Origin of the sequence: Bacillus sp. GbtcB14 (genome assembly GCF_019091205.1) — a bacterium.
GTDB lineage: Bacteria > Bacillota > Bacilli > Bacillales > Bacillaceae_G > Bacillus_A > Bacillus_A cereus_AG.
The window spans coordinates 1-254 of the sequence record NZ_JAGXJT010000213.1 but is presented as its reverse complement, the minus strand read 5'-3'; the positions used below and the strand labels follow the sequence as shown (position 1 = coordinate 254).

The following is a 254-nucleotide window of genomic DNA, read 5'->3' as shown; positions in this document are numbered from 1 at the left end:
CGGCGGCATTTCGCGTATAATGAAGGGAGCCGGACAGAGAAGGAGTTTAGTCATGAATGAGTTTAATGAATATGCGATCAGCCCCGAGATCCGACGGGCGCTGAATGGCTTGCAATACACCGAGCCGACTGAAGTGCAGCGGCGCGACATCCCCGCCGCGCTGCAAAAAAAAGACCTCGTCGTCAAATCGCAGACCGACCCTTACTGAACCGCGGCTTTCGGCATTCCGATCTGTGAGCTTGCGGAGTGGGAGG

1 pseudogene is annotated in these 254 nt (G+C 56.3%); it reads left to right on the top strand.

Annotation, left to right across the window (positions count from 1 at the left end):
* Positions 1–52: 52 nt before the first annotated feature.
* Positions 53–205, top strand: a pseudogene (locus tag KVT31_RS29750) (ATP-dependent helicase); the annotation flags it as partial.
* Positions 206–254: the final 49 nt, after the last annotated feature.